4 protein-coding genes are annotated in these 5,409 nt (G+C 39.7%); all 4 read right to left on the bottom strand.

Features of this window, described 5'->3' with window-relative positions; translation table 11 throughout:
- Positions 1–257: 257 nt before the first annotated feature.
- The 4 genes from NBH03_RS15935 to NBH03_RS15750 all read right to left on the bottom strand — a co-directional run bounded on the left by NBH03_RS15935 (position 258) and on the right by NBH03_RS15750 (position 4,960).
- Positions 258–383 carry a hypothetical protein gene (locus NBH03_RS15935; RefSeq protein WP_284703475.1) on the bottom strand — a complete coding sequence of 42 codons (126 nt, stop codon included), beginning with the start codon at positions 381–383 and terminating at the stop codon, positions 258–260.
- 34 nt (positions 384–417) lie between these two features.
- Positions 418–1,917, bottom strand: coding sequence for a response regulator (locus tag NBH03_RS15740; RefSeq protein ID WP_250800126.1), 1,500 nt, complete (start codon positions 1,915–1,917; stop codon positions 418–420).
- Positions 1,918–1,989: 72 nt separating this feature from the next.
- Positions 1,990–4,161, bottom strand: a complete 2,172-nt coding sequence (locus tag NBH03_RS15745) for an ATP-binding response regulator (RefSeq protein ID WP_250800127.1) — start codon at positions 4,159–4,161, stop codon at positions 1,990–1,992.
- Positions 4,145–4,960 carry a substrate-binding periplasmic protein gene (locus tag NBH03_RS15750; protein ID WP_250800128.1) on the bottom strand — a complete coding sequence of 272 codons (816 nt, stop codon included), beginning with the start codon at positions 4,958–4,960 and terminating at the stop codon, positions 4,145–4,147. Before NBH03_RS15750 ends, NBH03_RS15745 begins: the two co-directional genes overlap by 17 nt.
- Between the last annotated feature and the right edge of the window lie 449 nt (positions 4,961–5,409).

A 5,409-nucleotide genomic window follows, 5' to 3' on the forward strand; every position in this document is an offset into this window, starting at 1 on the left:
CAGATAGTAATCGATATAACCAATATATCATGCCTTGGAAAAGGCTGTAGAAAAAGTAAACTAGACCTTTTATAGCCATTTTCAGTTGTCAAAGTACAGGTTTAATTTTTCATTTTAGGTCTTTTATATCTATATTTTACAACATCAGGTGGGGTATAAAATTACCTACTATTCTCTTTTTTTACTATTGCATTTTTGGTATGAAAAAAAGAGGAATGGCGTCAAACCATTCCTCCAATAAGTCCTGTTGCTGCTGTCTAATCCAGCAGATTGTCGTGTAAAGCATCGAGCAATTCCTCAACATCCATCAGCACCAGATCATAATTACCTGGCTTCGAATTCTTAACTTTTTCCACTGCCTCTGCTCCATTTTTCTTTTTCATCACAAGTCATCCTCTGATTTTCCTTTGCATTTTTCTATTTTACACTGTCAACATATCCAATGATTCCGATGTATCCATCCTTCTTTAAAGGCGACCACAACGTATGCAGTTTCAGCTTATACATCCGACCGTCATTTTCCACCACTGCCTTTATCTGCACAGAGATTTCTTTATTTTGCACAGATGTCTGATGTAACAAAACACGAACATATTGAGCATCTTCTTCATTTACTCCGAATTTTTTGAACAGATCAATTTTCGGATTATTTCTCTGACATATTATCTGCTGTTTTCCGTTTAATATAGTTAGCTGACCTGAAATTGCATTGTAATCAATCGAATTCATGCCACTATTCGATTTGAAAAAATCGATCTTTTCCTGCATAACCTTGACAACACTCTGCGAATAATTTTGGTTCGGTAAAGATCTGTCACTGAGTATTTCATTCGAAAGTCTCCGTATTTCATGGTAATATTCATTGTCCTCCATCCCTTTATCAAGCATTTTTGAAAGCTGAAAACTCAGTTCTTTCAGACACTTAAGGAGAATGGGATTAAATTGTCCGCATTGCCCATCCAGGATCATTTGAATCGCTGTGTCATGATCAAATGCTTTCTTGTAACATCTTTCACTTGTAAGTGCGTCATAAACATCAGCAATCGACACTACCTGTGCGGAAATTGGTATTTTTTCACCTTTCAGGCCATCCGGATATCCCTTTCCGTCCCATCTTTCATGATGCCATCTGCAGATTTCCCATGAGGTATGTACCAATGGATTGTCTTTTGGGAAATTCATATTCTGGATTATCTCTGCACCAAGCTCACTATGCGTTTTCATGATCTTGAATTCTTCATCGGTAAGTCTGCCTGGTTTATTCAATATTTCTTCCGGAATATAAATCTTACCGATATCATGAAGAGAAGATGCTGTTGTGATCAAAGCAATATCTACCTCGGTCATAGGATATGCATCTGTTATTTTTACCAGTTGTCTCAACATCAGTTCTGTTACTGTTTTAATATGCAGGATGTGATCTCTGCTCTCACTGTTGCGGGATCCCAATACATTACTCAGAATCCGGATCATGATGTTATTATTTTCTTCTTTTTCGTAAACCTGATTATAAACAACATTAATCAGATGCTTTTGATTCGCATAAAGTCCCAATGTATTCTGAACTCTTTTCTTTACAATCACAGAATCAAATGGTCGTGTGATATAATCTGTGATTCCCATCTCATATGCTTTACGCATCGTATCAACAGATTCTTCAGAAGAAATCATGATTACAGGAGTTTCTTCCAGACACTGACTTCTTTTCATTATTGCCAGAACTTCAAAACCATTCATCTGTGGCATATTAATATCCAAAAGCATCAGATCAATTTCCAGATTATCTCCTATCATCTGGATTGCCTGATTTCCATTCTCTGCCTCCAGATAATTATAATTTTCTCCGAGAATCTCCTTTAATATATCCCTGTTAAATTCCGCATCATCTACAATAAGTATTGTTTGTCTTTTATCCATATTTTATATTTCTTCAATCGTCATCTCATATACTTCTGTTACTTTTTTCATTGCTTATTTGACACTGCCCTGTCAATTATATTTCACCAATTTACGAATTACTTTTATCAGTAATTCCACATCAACAGGCTTAGCAACATGTTCATCCATCTCTGCTTCTTTTGCTCTTATTCTGTCCTCCGTGAACGCATTTGCTGTCATTGCAATGATCGGTACCTTCTTTGCATCCTCTCTTTCCAGAGACCTGATCATCTTTGCAGCTTCATAACCATTCATGACTGGCATCATAATGTCCATAAGAATGACATCAAATTCACCAGGTTCACTTTTTTTGAATAGTTCAACAGCTTCCTGTCCATTCCATGCTTTTTCCACGTCAGCACCTTCATTCTGAAGCATAAATTCTGCGATTTCCATGTTCAGTTCATTGTCTTCTGTCAGAAGAATATGCAGTCCTTTTATAGATTTTTCATCTGATACATCCGTCTGTTCTTTTCCTTTGTCCGAATTCATGTCTATTTTAAACGGGATCCGGATCACAAATGTCGTCCCTATGCCTTTTTTACTTTCAAAAGTAATGGTTCCACCCATTTTTTCAACCAGTTTTTTGGTAATCGGCATTCCCAGACCTGTTCCGGCAAATTTTGTGCGGCTTCCTGCATGTTCCTGTGCAAATGGTTCAAAAACATGTTTCTGGAACTCATCTGCCATTCCAACTCCGGTATCCCGGCAGACAAATTCCATCATCGTCATTTCCGGCTGTTCGGATGGAATTTCCATGCAACTGATATAAACATGTCCGTTTTCTCTGTTATATTTCACCGCATTGGACAGGATATTCATCATCACACGTTTCACATACCCCGGGCTTCCAATAAAATTCCGATGTATGATTTCTTTTTTCTCCCACATGATTCGGATATTCTGTTCTGCAGCCATCTGCTCGATCACAACAAGTACTTCTTCTGAAATACTGATCAGATTAAATGGAACCTCTTCCAGAACAATTTCACCTGACTCCAGCTTACTCATATCCAAAATATCATTTACCAGTTCCAGCAACAGATTGGATGCCTCTTTCACCTTTGTCCTGTATTCCTTCTGCTTCTCTATATCATCTGCATAATGGTCTGCCATATTGACCATGCCGCAGATTCCATTGATCGGAGTCCGGAGATCATGACTCATCCGCTGGAGAAATTCCGTCTTCGCCCGATTGGCAGCCTCTGCCTTTTTTGCAGCTATCAGAAGTTCTTCTTTATATTTTTCATCTTTTTCCCGTTCCAGTTTACGGTGTGTCAGATTGGTTCTATATGTCCAGAACCAGAATATACTAAACATCAGAAAATAAAGGAACATAACGCTTATCACACTTAATGGAAGGTTATGGAACACTTCCGTATCCGGAAGATACGCATAGATATAATAATCCCTCTGCTTCAGCATGATTCCATAACATCCGATTCCTTCATTCTTCAAATGGTGAATGTGCTGACTGTCTGTATGCTTTTTCATTGCCTGAACAACTTCGTTGTCAGTCGTATTCTGCCCCAGCAGGCTCTCATCATTGCTGGCAACAACAATCCCCTCGTCTGCAACAATAATCGTTCCATCTTTCTGAATACTATAACCATTTAAAAGCCCTTGTATCGTCAGTGTATAGTTTCTGGCAAATTCAGGAGGTGTGTAATAGTAGATTGCCACAATACCCGGTGCATCTTTTCTGGCACAGGCTGCAATATCAACATAGGATCCGTCTTCCCTGGCAAATCGTTCTGAATAAGATCTTTCTTCATATCCGACAAAATCCATGATAATGTCTTTTTGCAGATACTTCGTAATCTCATCGGTCAGAGACTCATCCGTACTGTATTCGCAGTCCGTCTTTCCCTCTGTATCCAATACAATGATACCATCCACCCAGAGAGTCTGCAGGTTTTCTTTCAGGAACTCCCGGCTCAGATGACCGCCGTTTTCTTTTTCCGTTTTAATATTTGTACTCATATGTCTTGCACTTTCAATGGCACGGAGGAGACTTTTGGATTCCGTAGATTCATTATAATGGGTGTAGGTGGAACACTGCACTTTGACATAGTTTACAATCTCTACCATTCTTTTCTCGGCTTCTGCTTTTTCTGCGTGAAAGAAATAAAACAGAAAACTTACAGCCACACAGATCCCAATCAAACCACCGATCAGCTGGATCCGTTTTTCTTTTTTCTTTCCCTTAATATCCAAGATCATCCACCTCCAGATATTTCTCCGGATCATCCAGATATTTTCCAATAATTTTCAGGGATGTGCCATCCTGACGCATTTCTTCCAATGTTTGTTCCATCTGCTCGCAGATTCCTCTGTCATCATCTTTTGCAAAAGCGACACCTATTCCGGTGATCATCAAAGGCTCTTTCAGGATACGGAAGCTTATGTCATAATCCTTCATGTACTGGACAATTGATTCCTCATGTGCGGCAGCTGCATCTACATATCCTTTTCCAAGAAAGGTATAAATCAGCTCCCTGTGTCCCAGGCTGATCAGATTGCCCAGCTTTGGAATCCTCTCATCCGTCCGGTTCAGAAAGATGTCTTCCGGTTTGGTTGTGGACTGGACAGCCAGGTTTTTTCCCGCCAGGTCACTCAGTTTATAGATCTCACTGTTCTCATTTACAGCGACCACCTGACGGCTTGCTATGTACGGCCCTGCCCAGCGGTAATCATCAAGACGCCCTTCCATAGAAAAGCAGCCCATGATACAGTCAATCTCTCCGCTCTCCACCAGTTCTTTCTTCTTCTCCCAGTTGATCTGGACAACTTCCACCTGATAGCCCATTCTTTTGAAAGCTTCCGTAGCCAGCTCTACATCTATACCTGTCGGTACACCATCCTCATTCAGATAATTGTATGGTGGATAGTTGTCGCTGCCGAGGGTAATCACAGGCTTTTCTGTTTCCTCTTTCGTGTTATCTGTATTTTTACACCCTGCCAGGGTGACTGCTAAAATTCCCGCAAGCAGAATGCCTGCAATCACTCTTTTTCCTTTCATTTTCTGTCTATCCCTAACTATCCTTTCCGTTTTTTTTCATATCTGATCCCCTGCAATAAAATCGTTATAGTTGCGTCTATGAAATAACATCATTACAAAGCGGACAAGTCCGCTTCAAACTCCCTGAATTCCTCAATCTTTGAGGGGCTTGTTACGCTTTGCACGCCGGATGCAGTCTGCTTCAGCAGACATATTCATCATGTATCTGGTCGCATTTTCGCGGAGCGTTTTTATGTAACAGGAACATTATGAAGTAATTTCCTATTACATAAAAAACACTGTCCCACAGACAGTGCACCTCATTTCATACAACTGGCTGCCATTTTACCTAAAATGAAAAATTAAACCTGTACTTTGACAACTGAAAATGGCTATAAAAGGTCTAGTTTACTTTTTCTACAGCCTTTTCCAAGGCATGATATATTGGTTATATCGATTACTATCTGCTG

The organism is Coprococcus intestinalis, assembly GCF_023656595.1.
In the GTDB taxonomy this organism is placed as follows: domain Bacteria; phylum Bacillota; class Clostridia; order Lachnospirales; family Lachnospiraceae; genus Coprococcus_A; species Coprococcus_A intestinihominis.

Bases quoted from the DNA above. Each gene is read 5' to 3' on its own strand.
- NBH03_RS15935 (WP_284703475.1), bottom strand. From the start codon at position 383: ATGAAAAAGAAAAATGGAGCAGAGGCAGTGGAAAAAGTTAAGAATTCG.
- NBH03_RS15750 (WP_250800128.1), bottom strand. From the start codon at position 4,960: ATGAAAGGAAAAAGAGTGATTGCAGGCATTCTGCTTGCGGGAATTTTA.
- NBH03_RS15745 (WP_250800127.1), bottom strand. From the start codon at position 4,161: ATGATCTTGGATATTAAGGGAAAGAAAAAAGAAAAACGGATCCAGCTG.
- NBH03_RS15740 (WP_250800126.1), bottom strand. From the start codon at position 1,917: ATGGATAAAAGACAAACAATACTTATTGTAGATGATGCGGAATTTAAC.